Source organism: Flavobacterium lacus (assembly GCF_003268815.1).
Lineage (GTDB): Bacteria > Bacteroidota > Bacteroidia > Flavobacteriales > Flavobacteriaceae > Flavobacterium > Flavobacterium lacus.
On the sequence record NZ_QLSV01000009.1, the window covers coordinates 79,464 to 94,760 of the forward strand.

Genomic DNA, 15,297 nt, shown 5'->3' on the forward strand with positions numbered 1-15,297 from the left:
GTGGAAAGCTCAAACATTATGGATACAATTCAATCTCAAAACTCCTCAAAAAAGCAATTGAATTTTCAATATCATAATGTAAAATACGATCCTCTTTTACAAACGAAACTTCTTTGCGATAGGATTTAATAAACTGTTCTATAAATTCACTCGATTGTAATGGTCTCCTAAACTCAATCGCTTGTGCAGCATTCAGTAATTCAATTGCTAAAATACGTTCCAAATTCTCAATGATTTTAAAGCATTTTGTTGCTGCATTTGCTCCCATGCTTACATGGTCTTCTTGTCCGTTGCTGGAAACAATGCTATCAATACTGGCCGGAGTGGCCAATTGTTTGTTCTGACTTACAATACTCGCGGCCGTGTATTGTGGAATCATAAAACCGGAATTTAGACCCGGATTATCAACCAAAAAAGCAGGTAAGCCACGAAGACCGGAAATCAATTGATAGGTTCTTCGTTCAGAAATACTTCCTAACTCGGCCAACGCAATACCAAGAAAATCTAACGCTAACGCCAACGGTTGTCCGTGAAAATTACCCCCGGAAACGATGATATCTTCGCCAACAAAAACATTCGGATTATCAGTTACAGAGTTAATCTCCGTTTTAAAAACGCGACGAGCATAATCCATCGCATCTTTTGAAGCTCCATGCACTTGTGGCATGCAACGGAACGAATATGGATCTTGTACGTGTGCTTTCTTTTGATTGATGATTTGACTTCCAACTAGAAAATCAGTAATGCGTTGAGCCGTCTCTATTTGTCCTTTGTGCGGACGAACCAAATGAATTAACTCATTAAACGGATCAATTCGACCATCAAAACCTTCTAACGAAATAGTTCCAATCAAATCTGCCAAATAAGACAGTTTATATGATTTTAATAAAATATGAACACCATACGCACTCATAAACTGGGTTCCATTCAATAAGGCCAATCCTTCTTTAGATTGCAAAACAATGGGGTTCCAATCAAAATGGGCGAGAACTTCTTTGGAATGGACTTTTTTCCCTTCAAAATATACTTCACCTTCACCTAGCAATGGTAAACTTAAATGTGCTAATGGAGCCAAATCGCCCGAAGCACCCAACGAACCTTGCGTGTAAATTATCGGTAAAACATCATTATTATAAAAATCAATCAAACGCTCAACGGTTTGCAATTGAATACCGGAATTTCCGTAACTCAATGATTGAATTTTAAGCAATAACATCAATTTTACAATCGAGTTTGGCACTTCATCACCGGTTCCGCAAGCATGCGATTTTACAAGATTTTCTTGAAGTTGTGAAAGATTTTCATTTGAAATTTTCACATTACACAACGACCCAAATCCGGTATTGATTCCGTAAATCGGATCGGTTTGTGATTGCATTTTTTTATCTAAATAATCGCGGCACTTTTGAATGTTAACCTTCGCTTCTTCTGATAAAGCCAACGATTTATTTTCAAGTAAAATTTGATTAATTGTATCTAAAGAAAGTAGGTCAGTGCTGATATAATGATAGTGATCCATTTATTGTTTAGTTGAGCTTTCAAAATTCCGCAAACGTTTGCATAAATGCAACATAATTGTGGTTTTTTTAATAACAAATTTTAACTAGAATTTCATACTTTTGAGAAACTAAACAAGTATACCATGAAAAAAATCATCGCTTTATTATTCGTAATTTGCTTTATTTCTTGTCAAGATAAAGAAGTTATCACCACATTATCTGGAAAAATTGCAGGAACAGATTCCAAAGAAATAGAATTAGAGGGTATTAATTTTTCAAAAAAAATTCCACTTCAAGCCAATGGAACTTTTGCAGACACCTTAGAATTGCCCTATGATGGCATGTATTATCTGCTTTTAAGCGATGAAAAATCGTATTATGTTTATTTAGAAAATGGCTTCAGTCTGAATTAGAAACAAAGTCAGATGATTTTATCAATTCTATGAAGTTTACGGGAGTTGGTCAAGATGAAAACAATTACCTTATTCAGAAAAACAAAGTAATTGAAGCAAAATACGGTGACCAATCCAATTTTGAAAATGTGCTTAAAATATATACTGATGAGGAAGCTGTTTTTCTGGAAAATATTAAAAATATTAAGAAAAGTATGCTCGAAAAATTGACTGCTTCTGCGATAAAAAATGAAAAATTTATCAAAAATGAAAAGAAAGAAATTGACATTTTAGCATTAAAATACTATGAGCAATATGCTCCTTATCATGGGTATGCAATTAATAATAAAGAGTACAAAACCGGTGAAGGTTTTCCAAAAGCTGGAGATGATTTTGATATGAATGATGAAGAGACATTTAAACATTCTTATTCTTATCGTAACTTAATTAGTGGAATTTTTCAACGCATTATTTATGGTACTCCTTCTGATGACAAAACTCCATTTGACAAGGGAATGGATAAGTTAAAGACAATTAAAAGTAAAATGATTCGCAGTGAATTAGCCAAGAATTTAGTTTATGAAATGAATCTTGCTGCCACAAACATCGATTCTGTTTATAAAGGATTAATGGAAAATTCAACTGATTCGGTTTTTAATAAAGAAACCACGTTGAAATATGAAACGTTAAAAAAGTTAGTGAAAGGTTCGCCCTCTCCTACTTTTGATTATGAGAATGTGAATGGTGGAAAAACTTCTTTAGAAAGTTTGAAAGGAAAATTTGTATACATTGATGTTTGGGCTACTTGGTGCGGACCGTGTATTGCCGAAATTCCGGCTTTAAAAGAAGTTGAAAAAGAATACCACGGAAAAAATATTGAATTTGTAAGCATTTCCATTGATGATAAAAAAGATTATGAAAAATGGAAAAAAATGGTGGCTGATAAAGAATTAAAAGGCATTCAGTTATTTGCGGATAACGACTGGAAATCTGATTTTGTGAAAAAGTATGCCATCGACGGAATTCCGAGATTTATACTAATTGATACCGAAGGTAAAATCGTAAATGCTGATGCTCCAAGACCTTCGGATGCTAAATTAAAAGAATTGTTGAAGGAAGTTGGATTGTAGATTCAAACATCTTACTTATTTTTAAACCATTAAGAAATTAAGTTAATTTTTTAATGGTTTAATTTTTGATAATAAATTTATAAAAATATACTTTGAAAAAGAAATTCTACATACTACCAATCTTATCATTTCTGATTATTTCTTTATTATTTTTAAATTATTTCGACTTTTCTATTTTTACCAAAAAAGATAAAATTAGTAGTGAAATTGAATCAGAAATACCAAAATCATCTTTTAATCTTAAAAGAGACTTCTTAGAATTTAAAACCAAAATGAATAAATCTGATACAATAAAAATTTGGTTTGATCACTCAGTTTGTAATTTTCAAGGTTATGAACGAATAAAAATATCAAAAAAATCAGATTCAATCTATGTTATAAGTGAGTTTAAAGATGAAACATTTGATGATATTCCTGAATGGAAATTAATGTACAGTAAAAGCATTCAAATAAATGATACGAATTGGAGATTTGAAGATTTTATCAAACTTAATCTAAATCGAATGAACAAAAGTGTAACTGAAAATGATAGGTTAGTTTTACAAATCATTAATAAAGATGATAAAATTGAATTTTATACCAATGGATTAGTTGACTACAATATATTTTTAAAAGACTATGTAAATATTATGAGAGAGCTACTTCCTAGCAAGAAATACTTTATCCATGATGTTGATATAATTCATGAGTAAATAGCAAAAACATAAAACACAAACCTTAATAAATCTTAATTTCTTAATGGTTTACTTTTTCAACTCGAAAAATACTCTTCCTAAATACTTTATAATATCCGAAGCAATAAAACCTTCGTAACCCATATCATTCATGGCAATGTCAGCCGTTCGTCCGTGAAAATAAACGCCTAAAAGTGCTGCATCCACAGCAGAATAACCTTGAGCTCGAAAACTTGTAATCATCCCGGACAATACATCTCCACTCCCACCCGTGGCTAACGCTTGATTTCCGGAAGAATTGACATACACATTTTTATCATCTATAATTAAGGTAAAAGCACCTTTAATTAAAACGACCAAATGATAGGTTTTAGCAAAAGTTTTTACTTTTTCAATTTTGTCAAAGTCGTCTTCCCAATTTCCAATCAATCGTTCTAATTCTCTAGGGTGAGGCGTTAAAATTGAGTTTTTTGGTAATAAACTTAACCAATCTTGATTTTCAGAAAGTATATTCAACGCATCCGCATCTATCACTAAAGGAATGGCATTATTATTTAAAAAATGATAAAAAGCTTCCGCTGTTTTCGTATCTTGACCAATACCCATACCAATTCCTATTGCTTTCGGCTGAAAATTAAACTCAATATTAGTTATTTTATGATAATTTTCATCGGTCATAACCATTGCTTCCGGTGAAGCAGTTTGTAAAATTTCATAACCACATTTAGGAACAAAAACCGTTGCTAAACCACAACCGGATCGCAAAGCCGCTTGCGAGGCCAAGACCATTGCTCCTATTTTTCCAAAACATCCTCCGATCAACAAAACATGTCCTTGTGTTCCTTTGTGTGAAAATTTTGAAATAGGTTTGTAACGTTTTTTTATCTCTTTTAAATCGGTATAATAATAATGGGTTGGAATAGATTCCATCACATTTTCATCCAAATCGATTGACAATAGCACAATTTCACTGATAAAATATTCATTATCAGGAAGATAAAAGGCTAATTTTGGTAATTGAAAAGTTAAAACCACATCCGAATGGATGGCAATCGTTGTTTTTTTATCTAAAAATAATCCCGAAGGCACATCAATTGAAACTTTAAACGATTGATGATAATTTATTTTTTGAATGAGTTTTTGAATCCAACCCGCTAATTCTCTGGTTAAACCAATTCCGAAAACAGCATCAATAATAACATTATTTTCTGCAATATCAGGAAATTCCGTAGCTTCATTAATTACTTCATAACCTAAGTTGCATTCTTTTAAGCGACCGAGATTTGAATTAAAATCTGCCGAAAAATTTTCATTAAACGGAACAATATACACATGAACATCAAAATAATTTTGTTTCAACATTCGAGCAATTACCAATCCGTCACCACCATTATTTCCTACCCCACAAAAAATATGGTAAACGGTTTTTTTATCCTGAAAATGGTTTACTAACCATAAAAAAGCTTGTAACGCAGCTCTTTCCATTAGTTCTAAAGAAGTGATTTGTTGCTTTGCTATTGTTGATTTATCAAGTTCTTTGATTTTTTCTGCACTAAATATTTTCATCTGCTATCGGATTAGAAAGATTATTGAAGTATTCGTAAAAGTTTAAAATAACTTTTTTCTTTAGGTAAATTTATTACATTTGTTTCAGATGAAATCACAAAAGAACATATTTTATTCAAACCAATCCTTCAATTCGTTGAACGGATTTTCTTTTGGCACATCTTCTACAACTACAACCCCATTCGGGGTATAATTTTCACATATCATCCGCATCTATGCTTATTCGAAAGAATAAAATAAAATCTATGTTTTCCTGTAAAAAATAATTAAATGAAGGTATTAAAATTCGGCGGAACTTCGGTGGCCAATGCTCAAAATATAAAGTTAGTTCTTGAAATTGTTGAACAAAAATCAACAGAAGATAAATTAATTGTTGCTGTTTCTGCCTTTAGTGGTGTTACTGATTTGCTTTTATTAGCCGCTCAACAAGCTTCAACCAAAGACGATTCATACCGAGACGTCGTTTTGCAAATTGAGAAAAAACACCTCGAAGCCATTAAAGAACTTGTTCCGGTAAACGAACAAACGGCTTTATTACATTATTGCAAAAAGAATATTTCCTATCTAGAAACATTATTGGATGGTTGTTATTTGTTGGGCGAATTGACTTTGCGTACCTCCGATATGATAGTGAGTTTTGGTGAACTATTATCGTCTTACATCATTGCCGAAGCAATGAAACAGAAGGTTTCAAATTGTAATTTTAAAGATAGTCGAGAACTCATCAAAACTAATAATAACTTTGGAAAAGCAGAAGTGAATTTTGAAATTACGAATACAACTATTATTGATTATTTTGATTCGCAAACTACTCAAGTGACGCTTATTCCCGGTTTTATTGCTTCTTCATTAGATGGAAATACGACAACTTTAGGTCGTGGTGGTTCTGATTATACTGCTGCGATTGTTGCTGCAGCTTTGAAAGTTAAAGAATTAGAAATTTGGACCGACGTCAACGGAATGTTTACCGCTAATCCGAAAATTGTCAAACAAGCTCAACCTATTGAAAAAATTACATACGAAGAAGCAATGGAATTATCTCATTTTGGTGCAAAAGTGCTTTATCCACCTACAATTCAACCCGTTTTGAGTAAAAATATTCCGATTTGGATAAAAAACACGTTTGAACCGGCTGCTTTTGGAACGTATATTTCATCTGAATCCAATCCAAACGGAAATCCGATAAAAGGAATTTCACATATTGACAAAATCAGCTTAATTACGTTAGAAGGTTCAGGAATGGTGGGCGTTGCCGGCGTTTCCAAACGATTGTTTGAAGTACTTTCAAATCATACCATTAATGTTATTTTTATTACACAAGCTTCTTCGGAACATTCGATTTGTATCGGGATTTTGAATGCCGATGCAGCGATTGCTAAAATGGCGATTGATAAGGTTTTTGAATTAGAAATAGCTCAACAAAAAATCAATCCGTGTGTGGTTGAAAAAGATTTGTGCATCGTGGCTTTGGTGGGCGAACAAATGAAAAACCACCAAGGAATTAGTGGAAAAATGTTCAGCACGTTAGGCAAGAATAACGTAAATATTCGTGCGATTGCTCAAGGTGCATCAGAACGAAATATTTCGGTGGTGATTAATGAAAATGACGTAAAAAAAGCACTGAATACCTTACACGAACGCTTTTTTGAAGAACAAACCAAACAACTGAATTTATTTGTCATGGGGGTTGGAAATGTGGGCGAAAAATTCATCGAACAAATTCACCAACAAAAGAAATTCTTAAAAGAAAATTTAGAAATAAACTTGCGGGTTATTGCACTTTCTAATTCCAGAAAAATGGTTTTTGATGATGAAGGTATTTCCTTAAAAGATTGGAAAACAGATTTGGATAATGGTGAAAAAGCTTCAAAAGCTGATTTTATTGAAAAAACAAAAGCCCTCAATCTTCGCAACAGCATTTTTGTGGATATCACTGCCAATGAAGAAGTCTCTAAAACCTACGAACATTATTTACGACAAAATATTGCGGTGGTAACGTGTAACAAAATTGCATGTTCATCAAAATATGAAAACTATCAAAATTTAAAACGCTTGTCGCGAAAATACAATGCTCCCTTTTTGTTTGAAACCAATGTTGGTGCCGGTTTACCAATTATTGACACTTTGAAACATTTAATAGCTTCAGGTGATCGAATTCATAAAATCCAAGCGGTTTTATCCGGTAGTTTGAATTTTATTTTTAATAATTTCAGCGAAACTTATAACTTTCATGATGTAGTGAAAGAAGCTGGCGTGCAAGGTTTCACCGAGCCCGACCCTAAAATTGATTTAAGCGGTGTGGATGTAGCACGAAAAATTCTGATTCTAATTCGCGAAAGCGGTTATCAAATGGAAATGGAAGATATTGAAAATAGTTCGTTCTTACCAAAAGAATGTATGGCAACTACAAATAATGAAGACTTTTTCAAATCATTAACCAAACACGCGAGCCATTTTGAAAATTTATTAAAAGATGCCAAAGAAAAAGATTGTCGCTTGAAATTTGTTGCTAAATTCGATAACGGAAAAGCTAGCGTTGGTTTGCAATTCATTCCAAAGGAAAGTCCGTTTTACAACTTGGAAGGAAAAGACAATATAGTTGAATTTTTCACCGATCGCTATGTAGATCAGCCCTTAATCATCAAAGGTGCGGGTGCCGGTGCTGCAGTAACTGCTTCGGGTATTTTTGCGGATGTGATTCGGATTGGAAATGTATAATAAAGGTGCTGAGACACTAAGTTTCTAAGGTGCTAAGCAACCTCAGAACCTCAGAACCTCAGAACCTCAGAACCTCAGAACCTCAGAACCTTTTTAAAAAATGAACCAAATAAAAATATTCTGCCCTGCCACAGTAGCCAACTTATCCTGTGGATTTGATGTGCTCGGATTGTGTTTAGAAAGTATTGGTGACGAAATGATCATTCGCAAAAGCAATGAAAAAGGTCTTCGAATTACCAACATAACCGGAGCCGATTTGCCGTTGGAAACCAATAAAAATGTGGCAGGTGTTGCCGGAATGGCGTTATTAAATCACCTGGATTTGGAATTCGGATTTGAAATTGAAATCCATAAAAAAATCAAAGCCGGGAGCGGTATTGGAAGCAGTGCCGCAAGTGCTGCCGGTGTTGTCGTTGGAATCAATGAATTGTTGGGTAATCCGTTGCACCGAAAAGAGTTAATTCCGTTTGCGATGGAAGGCGAATTTTTGGCTAGCGGAAGTTATCATGCCGATAATGTGGCTCCGGCCATTTTAGGCGGATTTATCTTAGTGCGAAGTTATGATCCGTTAGAAGTGATTAAAATTAAAAGTCCTAAGGATTTATATGTTACCATCATTCATCCACATATTGAAGTGAAAACTTCTGAAGCTCGAAGTATTTTGCCAAAAGAAATTCCATTAAAAACCGCCATTACGCAATGGGGAAATTTGGGCGGTTTGATTAGCGGATTATATACGGAAGATTACGGATTACTAGGTAGAAGTTTGCAGGATGCGGTAGCTGAACCTTATCGGAAAAACTTAATTCCGGAATTTGATAATGCGAAGAAATCGGCTTTAGAAAATGGAGCTTTAGGTTGCGGGATTTCAGGTTCCGGCCCATCTATTTATGCTTTGAGTAAGGGTTTGGAAAATGCTAAAAATGTCGCTGATGGACTTAAAAAAGTGTATATAAAAACAGAAATTAGATTTGATGTTTATGTGTCAAAAGTTTGTGATAAAGGAGTGATTAAACTACAATAAATTCCTTTCTAATTATTGGATTTAGGCTGTTTTTATCATTTTATTTTTCACAAGTGTTCTACCACTATCCTGAGCATAAATAGTTGTTTTTAAAAACTATTTGTACATCATCTCATTGGCATTTTTTTTTCATAAAAATACCCCAAATAGTTTCAAACTTTTTGGGGCATGTTCAATATTGAACTTAAATTTAAAATTTCAATTGATAAACTTCGTCTAATTCATCATTATTTTTGAAATTAACGCCTAAATCGGTGACATAGCCGCTATTAAGACCATAAACCCAGCCGTGAATGGTTAATTCTTGACCCGATTTCCAAGCTGATTGGACGATTGATGTTTTCGCTAAATCGTATACCTGTTCTTTTACGTTTAATTCCACAAATTTATTAAATCGCTCCTCTTCATTTTCAATACCATCTAATTCAACTTGATGAAAACGATAAACATCTTTAATGTGTCTAATCCAATTATCAATTACACCAATTGAACTATTACCCATCGCAGCTTTTACACCACCACAACCATAATGTCCGCAAACAATAACATGTTTTACTTTTAGGGCATTTACGGCATAATCCAAAACACTTAACATATTCATGTCAGTATGAACGACCATATTGGCAATATTTCTGTGTACAAAAACCTCGCCTGGTGCAGCACCAATTATTTCATTTGCAGGTACTCTGCTGTCTGAACATCCAATCCATAACAATGGGGGATTTTGACCTTTTGATAATCCTTCGAAAAAATTTGGGTCAATTTTTAACTTATTCTCAACCCACTGTTTGTTGTTGTCTAATATTTTTTTATAGAACTCGCTCATTTTTTATTTTTATTTTTATTGTTAATTTATTCTTTTGATAAGAACACATGTTGTCCTTCGTCTGTATTATCTAGATTATATGCATCTTTAAAACCAATTAGTATAACTTCAATTTGATCTTCAACGGCTCTAATGTCTTTAAATTCTTCAATTAAATCAAGAACGTCGTGTGCAATATAAACTGTATCAGAAGCGTCTATTACTACTTTCGACTTTTCAGGTAAATTGTTCAACGTATTTTTAATCGCTGCTTTATTTAAGAAAGAAACTTCTTGAGCCAATTGAATATGGATAACATCGTCATCATGATAATCTTCTTTTTTAAAGGAATAAGCTCTTTTGAAATTTCCTCTTAATACAAAGAAAATACTAATAAGCATTCCTAAGGCAACTCCTTTTAGTAAATCTAAAAACACTACGGCTACCACAGTGGCAATAAACGGAATATACTGGTATTTACCTTTTTTAATAAAATGTACAAAATGGGAAGGTTTAGCCAGCCTATATCCAATTAAAAGTAAAATTGCAGCTAAAGTAGCTAACGGTATTTTATTTAATAAAGGGGCAATTGTCAGCACACTAACCATCAACAGAAGTCCGTGAATAATGGCAGAAGATTTAGTTCTAGCTCCTGCATTAGCATTAGCAGAAGATCGAACAACTACCGAAGTCATTGGTAAACCACCAATCAAACCACTCAATAAATTACCAATTCCTTGGGCTTTTAATTCCACATTTGTATTAGTAAAACGTTTATATGGATCCATTCTATCAGCCGCTTCAATACACAATAAAGTTTCAATAGAAGCTACAATGGCAATGGTTATTGCAACTATCCAAACTTTAGGATTGCTAAGGGTAGCAATAGAAAAATCGGGAAGAACAAACATTTCTTTAAACTCTGTAAAAGTTGATGGTGTTGGCAACGAAACTAAATGATCATTTGATACTTGCAATATGCTTCCGGTTCTAATAAAAATCTCATTCATAATAATTCCAGAAAAAACAGCGATTAAAGCGGCCGGAACCAATTTTAAACTTTTTAAGAACGGAACCTTGTCCCACAAAATCAAAATAGCCAATGCTATTAATGTGATAATTATTGAACCATAATTAATGTAATTAAACGCATCAAAAATCGTTTCAAACATGTTAGAACCTCCTTTTTCAAAGAATGATGTATCACCTTCACTAACTTTATCATAACCCACAGCGTGTGGAATTTGTTTTAAAAAGATAATAATTCCAATACCGGCAAGCATTCCTTCGATTACGTTGGTGGGAAAATAATTTGAAATACTTCCTGCTTTTAAAAAGCCTAATAGAAGTTGTAACATTCCAGCAATAATTACTGCAGTTAGGAAGATTTCATAAGCTCCCAAATCGGTAATTGCTGTTAAAACAATTGCTGTTAAACCCGCAGCCGGACCAGTAACACTAATATGAGACTTACTCAAAAATCCAACAATAATTCCTCCGATTACACCAGAAATAATTCCGGAAAAAAGCGGGGCTCCGGATGCCAAAGCAATTCCTAAACATAAAGGGAGTGCTACTAAGAATACCACCAAACCGGATGCGAAATCTGATTTAAGGTGACCTAAAAGATTGTTTTTTTTTGTCATTGACCTTGAAAAATATAATAATGAATAGAAAGCAAAAGCTACTAACCTCGTCTGTTAACGTAGATTATTTCATTATAATAAATCAGGAGGCGGAGAAAAAATTTCTTCTAAAATTGAATCGTATTGAATATGGTTTTCACTGACAATTTTTTTCGATGTTGGCATTTGAAAGCCAATTGAAAAGATTTGCTTACTTGTTTTTATAGCATCTTTTAAGTTGAAGACTTTGTGAACTTCCTCTTCTTCAGACAAGTTGTAAACAACAGATAAATCTATATCATCCTTGTCCAATAAACCAACAACAGTTGGCAACGACAAAAATGATATAAATAAAAAAATAACTGTGTAAACAACTGTTTTCATTCATGCAAATATAGTATGTAGGAAATACAATTGTTAAAAAAATCTTATAATTTAAAATAAATTTAACTATATTTCTTCTTCTAACCAAGCCTTCATCATCCAAATCGTTTTTTCTTGCTCTTTAATAAAGTCGCTCATCATAGAGTTAGTTCCTTCGTCTAATGCTTCATCAGACTGTTTTAAAATTACTCTTTCAATCTTTAATAATTGGGCTAACGAATTGACTATCAAACCAACTGCTTCTTCATCGTTGGAAATATCTTTTCCCACAAATAATTTATTGTTTTTTATGTAATCGTCAAAAGTATGCAATGGTCTTCCGCCTAAGGTAAGAATTCGTTCCGCAATTAAATCAATTTTCAATTGACTATCGTTATACAATTCCTCAAATTTAACATGAAGATCAAAGAATCTTTTCCCACGGATATTCCAATGTAGCCCCCGTAAATTTTGATAATATACTTGGAAATTTGCCAATAAAATATTTAACTCAGCTGCTAATATCTCTGTTTTCTTGACGTCTAAACCTAAACTATTCGTTTTCATAATATTTTATTTTAAATTTATTTGTATAAATATACAAAAAAAAGAGGGTTATATAGTATCAGTAAAATTGATAGTTTTTATCTTTGCATCATATTTAATTATCAAAATGACAATTACACAACTACATTATGTGTTAGCTGTAGCTGAACACAAGAATTTTACCCTGGCGGCTGAAAAATGTTTTGTAACGCAACCAACTTTAAGTATGCAAATTCAAAAAATTGAGGAGGAGCTTGGCATACAAATATTTGATCGAACTAAAAAACCAATTCAAATGACAGAAATTGGTCAGAAAATAGTGAATCAATCTAAAAACATTGTTAACGAAGCTAATCGAATTCAAGACATTGTAGATCAACAAAAAGGATTTATTGGTGGCGAATTCAGGTTGGGAATTATCCCAACCATTATGCCTACTCTCTTGCCGATGTTTTTGAGTAATTTCATCAAAAAATATCCGAAAGTCAATTTAATCATTGAAGAATTAAACACCGATGAAATTATTGTTAAATTAAAAAATGGACATTTAGATGCAGCCATTGCCGCTACTCCATTGGAAGAAGAAAAAATTAAAGAAGTGGTTTTGTTTTATGAACCCTTTGTGGCTTATATTCCTGAAAGTCATGCCATTTTTGATAAAAAGGAAATTGAGGTTGCTGATTTGAATTTAGATGAAATTTTATTGCTTCAAGACGGACATTGTTTTAGAGACGGAATTTTGAATTTATGTAAAAACAATCCCGGAAACTCCGATAAATTTAATTTTCATATTGAAAGTGGAAGTTTTGAAACCTTAATTAAATTAGCCGATGAAGGTTTAGGCACCACACTTCTTCCCTATTTGCACACCTTGGATTTAAAAGAAAAAGACAAAGCTAAACTCAGACAATTTAAAGATCCAAAGCCGGCACGTGAGGTGAGTTTAATTTACCCGAAAAATGAATTAAAAATTCACATTATTGATGCCCTACGCAATGTGATAAGCGGCGTTGTTCGTGGAGCAATTGCCTTTCAGGATATTCAGATAATCAGTCCAATACAAAAGAAATAAAATAAAAAAGGAGCTGTTTAGGCTCCTTTAGTTTTATAGATTAACATGAATTAAACAATTCTTTAGCTCTGGTTTTTCTTTTGTAAAGTTCAACAACCAATCTTTTAGTTGTTCTATTTCATAAGGCAACAATTGTTTCATTGCTTTTACAAGTTCTTTACTAAAAAGTTTAGGATCAAAACTTACGCTTTCTAAGATTTTCTTAGTGTAAGCAAACATCGGTCTTGTCATATTTTCGTTTTTTATGTAGGTTTGGTTTTAAAAAGAACGCTGAGTAAATTTAATAAATTTTAAAATACATCCTGTTTTTTTAACACGTCAATTGGCTAAAGTTTAACGGTTATCACCGTCTAAAAGATTTCCTAAACCACCTAAAAGACTTCCTTCTCCTTTTTGTTTTCCACCACCTTGAGGAGCTGCTGCCCATATTCTGCCTGCTAATCGACTAAAAGGCAACGACTGAACATAGACAGTTCCGGGACCTTTTAAAGTGGCAAAAAATAATCCTTCTCCACCAAAAATTGTATTTCGTATTCCTCCTACAAGTTGAACATCGTAATCCACAGTTTGTGTAAAGCCAACCACACAACCGGTATCTACTTTAATCATTTCGCCGGGTTTCAAATCAATTTTTGCCATGGTTCCGCCGGCATGAACAAAAGCCATTCCGCTGCCTTCTAATTTTTGCATGATAAAACCTTCGCCACCAAACAAACCGCGACCTAACTTTCTGGAAAATTCAATGCCGATTTTCACACCTTGATTGGCACACAAAAAAGCATCTTTTTGACAAATGAATTTTCCGCCCACTGAATTCAAATCAATTGGTAAAATCTTTCCCGGATAAGGCGAAGCAAATGAAATCTTGCGTTGGTTGGGATAATTATTTTCGAATAAAGTCATAAACAAACTTTCGCCTGTAAGCAATCTTTTTCCGGCGGAAAATAGTTTGTCCATAATTCCGCCTGCATCGCTTCCGTCTCCAAAAATGGTTTTCATTCGGATGCCATCTTCCATCATCATAAATCCGCCGGCTTCCGCTACAACCGATTCTGAAGGACTTAAATTGATTTCAACATATTGCATTTCTTCACCGTAAATGGTGTAATCTGTGACTTTATACATGTTTATAATTTTAAATTTTAATAAATCATTTCCAATAAAATAATTCTTTTAATAAAATAATCTGTTAAATCAGCTTTGTCATAAAGTAATCCAGAGGCTACATTGCTACAATCAAGAAAACCTGCACTTTCTTTAATTCTTTGAAAATTTTTAAAAACCGCACCTCTTTTTTGTATATTAAACAAAGCTATATTGTATTTTCCTAAAGAATTAAATTGGTAATGATTTAAACCTTTCGAAATAATTTCTTCCTCAGTAAACTTTTCAAAATCAGTAAGTCCTGTACAATGGTTTTCAATTTCAAAATCATATTCTACTTGACCAGAGTGATTGAAACTTTTATATCGTTTTATTAATTTAGGATATTCTTTATCACAATTTACTTTCATCACTACTTTATCATCTTCTATATCACTGTGTTTATCTCTAGCTATCCAAACAGAATCAGGTTTTAGATAGATTTCTGAAAATAAATCACTGTTAGAAAAAACAGAATACATTTTTTTATGATTTGGATACTGTTTTAATGAATTTCCTTTTTTTATATCCACTAAAAAATTATTATATGCTGAATCAAGACTTTGATTTTTGTAATGAAATTTCAAATAATTTTGCTCAAAATCCTCCAAAAGTAAATTGATTGTAGCAACATTTTTCTCACCTAATTCTTTCTCAAATTCGGCAATATCACTATCAATATACTTAGGTTGACAAGAATAAAATAAGACAAAAACTAATGAGCAAATTATACTTTTCAT

General features: G+C 32.8%; 15 protein-coding genes. 6 read left to right on the forward strand and 9 right to left on the reverse strand.

All coding sequences use genetic code 11. The annotated features are described in order from the left end of the window. Nucleotides 1–16: 16 nt before the first annotated feature. Nucleotides 17–1,519, reverse strand: a complete 1,503-nt coding sequence (hutH, locus tag B0I10_RS10180; RefSeq protein WP_112086408.1) for a histidine ammonia-lyase — start codon at nucleotides 1,517–1,519, stop codon at nucleotides 17–19. Nucleotides 1,520–1,642: 123 nt separating this feature from the next. Between hutH and B0I10_RS10185 the strand changes: the two genes are divergently transcribed. From B0I10_RS10185 to B0I10_RS10195, 3 genes are all read left to right on the forward strand, one after another. Beyond that, nucleotides 1,643–1,912 carry a hypothetical protein gene (locus tag B0I10_RS10185; protein ID WP_112086409.1) on the forward strand — a complete coding sequence of 90 codons (270 nt, stop codon included), beginning with the start codon at nucleotides 1,643–1,645 and terminating at the stop codon, nucleotides 1,910–1,912. A 29-nt stretch (nucleotides 1,913–1,941) separates the two neighbouring features. After that, nucleotides 1,942–3,021: a TlpA family protein disulfide reductase gene (locus B0I10_RS10190; protein ID WP_112086410.1), complete on the forward strand. Its 1,080-nt coding sequence runs from the start codon at nucleotides 1,942–1,944 to the stop codon at nucleotides 3,019–3,021. A gap of 92 nt (nucleotides 3,022–3,113) precedes the next feature. Continuing rightward, the gene (locus B0I10_RS10195) at nucleotides 3,114–3,713 is read left to right on the forward strand and encodes a hypothetical protein (protein WP_112086411.1); all 600 of its coding nucleotides are present in this window, start codon (nucleotides 3,114–3,116) and stop codon (nucleotides 3,711–3,713) included. 51 nt (nucleotides 3,714–3,764) lie between these two features. On the opposite strand, the gene B0I10_RS10200 is transcribed toward B0I10_RS10195, so the two are convergent. Next, a complete protein-coding gene (locus B0I10_RS10200; RefSeq protein WP_112086412.1) occupies nucleotides 3,765–5,261 on the reverse strand; it encodes an NAD(P)H-hydrate dehydratase in 1,497 nt (498 codons plus the stop codon). 270 nt (nucleotides 5,262–5,531) lie between these two features. On the opposite strand from B0I10_RS10200, the gene thrA reads away from it, so the two are divergent. Both thrA and B0I10_RS10210 read left to right on the forward strand, forming a co-directional pair. After that, nucleotides 5,532–7,979, forward strand: a complete 2,448-nt coding sequence (gene thrA / locus B0I10_RS10205) for a bifunctional aspartate kinase/homoserine dehydrogenase I (RefSeq protein ID WP_112086413.1) — start codon at nucleotides 5,532–5,534, stop codon at nucleotides 7,977–7,979. Between the two features lie 100 nt (nucleotides 7,980–8,079). Next, complete coding sequence (locus B0I10_RS10210) at nucleotides 8,080–9,003, forward strand: homoserine kinase (RefSeq protein ID WP_112086414.1); 924 nt, start codon at nucleotides 8,080–8,082, stop codon at nucleotides 9,001–9,003. A 190-nt stretch (nucleotides 9,004–9,193) separates the two neighbouring features. Here B0I10_RS10210 and can read toward each other — a convergent pair whose 3' ends face one another. From can to B0I10_RS10230, 4 genes are all read right to left on the reverse strand, one after another. Further along, nucleotides 9,194–9,829: a carbonate dehydratase gene (gene can / locus B0I10_RS10215; protein ID WP_112086415.1), complete on the reverse strand. Its 636-nt coding sequence runs from the start codon at nucleotides 9,827–9,829 to the stop codon at nucleotides 9,194–9,196. 26 nt (nucleotides 9,830–9,855) lie between these two features. Further along, the gene (locus B0I10_RS10220; RefSeq protein WP_112086416.1) at nucleotides 9,856–11,454 is read right to left on the reverse strand and encodes a SulP family inorganic anion transporter; all 1,599 of its coding nucleotides are present in this window, start codon (nucleotides 11,452–11,454) and stop codon (nucleotides 9,856–9,858) included. A gap of 72 nt (nucleotides 11,455–11,526) precedes the next feature. Beyond that, nucleotides 11,527–11,817 carry a hypothetical protein gene (locus tag B0I10_RS10225; RefSeq protein WP_112086417.1) on the reverse strand — a complete coding sequence of 97 codons (291 nt, stop codon included), beginning with the start codon at nucleotides 11,815–11,817 and terminating at the stop codon, nucleotides 11,527–11,529. A 66-nt stretch (nucleotides 11,818–11,883) separates the two neighbouring features. Beyond that, nucleotides 11,884–12,363, reverse strand: a complete 480-nt coding sequence (locus B0I10_RS10230; RefSeq protein WP_112086418.1) for a Dps family protein — start codon at nucleotides 12,361–12,363, stop codon at nucleotides 11,884–11,886. A 106-nt stretch (nucleotides 12,364–12,469) separates the two neighbouring features. Here B0I10_RS10230 and B0I10_RS10235 point away from each other — a divergent pair, with 106 nt between their 5' ends. Then, entirely contained in the window at nucleotides 12,470–13,414 is a 945-nt protein-coding gene (locus tag B0I10_RS10235) for a LysR substrate-binding domain-containing protein (protein ID WP_112086419.1), read from the forward strand. A gap of 33 nt (nucleotides 13,415–13,447) precedes the next feature. Here the strand turns inward: B0I10_RS10235 and B0I10_RS10240 are convergent, their stop codons facing one another. The 3 genes from B0I10_RS10240 to B0I10_RS10250 all read right to left on the reverse strand — a co-directional run bounded on the left by B0I10_RS10240 (nucleotide 13,448) and on the right by B0I10_RS10250 (nucleotide 15,297). Further along, complete coding sequence (locus B0I10_RS10240) at nucleotides 13,448–13,645, reverse strand: hypothetical protein (protein ID WP_112086420.1); 198 nt, start codon at nucleotides 13,643–13,645, stop codon at nucleotides 13,448–13,450. Between the two features lie 102 nt (nucleotides 13,646–13,747). After that, the gene (locus B0I10_RS10245) at nucleotides 13,748–14,539 is read right to left on the reverse strand and encodes a TIGR00266 family protein (RefSeq protein ID WP_394336191.1); all 792 of its coding nucleotides are present in this window, start codon (nucleotides 14,537–14,539) and stop codon (nucleotides 13,748–13,750) included. A 17-nt stretch (nucleotides 14,540–14,556) separates the two neighbouring features. After that, nucleotides 14,557–15,297, reverse strand: coding sequence for a hypothetical protein (locus tag B0I10_RS10250; protein ID WP_112086422.1), 741 nt, complete (start codon nucleotides 15,295–15,297; stop codon nucleotides 14,557–14,559).